The sequence below is a fragment of the Cetobacterium sp. ZOR0034 genome, assembly GCF_000799075.1.
Taxonomy (GTDB): Bacteria; Fusobacteriota; Fusobacteriia; order Fusobacteriales; family Fusobacteriaceae; genus Cetobacterium_A.
In genome coordinates, this window is the sequence record NZ_JTLI01000113.1 from 1 (window position 1) to 258 (window position 258).

At 53.1% G+C, this 258-nt stretch carries 2 tRNA genes; both read right to left on the reverse strand.

The window, feature by feature from the left end:
• Position 1 precedes the first annotated feature (1 nt).
• Positions 2 to 74, reverse strand: a tRNA-Gly gene (locus tag L992_RS12775).
• A 23-nt stretch (positions 75 to 97) separates the two neighbouring features.
• Positions 98 to 173 (reverse strand) — tRNA-His (locus L992_RS12780).
• Between the last annotated feature and the right edge of the window lie 85 nt (positions 174 to 258).

Below are 258 nucleotides of genomic sequence, written 5' to 3' on the forward strand. Positions count from 1 at the left end.
GAGCGGGAGACGAGGGTCGAACTCGCGACATTCAGCTTGGAAGGCTGACGCTCTACCAACTGAGCTACTCCCGCATTTTAAGATTTTTTTATTTTTATGGGGTGACCGACGGGGCTCGAACCCGCGACAACCAGATCCACAAACTGGCGCTCTACCAACTGAACTACGGTCACCACAAATATTGGTGCCTGGGGCCGGAATCGAACCGGCACGCTATCAGATAGCTCGGGATTTTAAGTCCCGTGCGTCTACCTATTC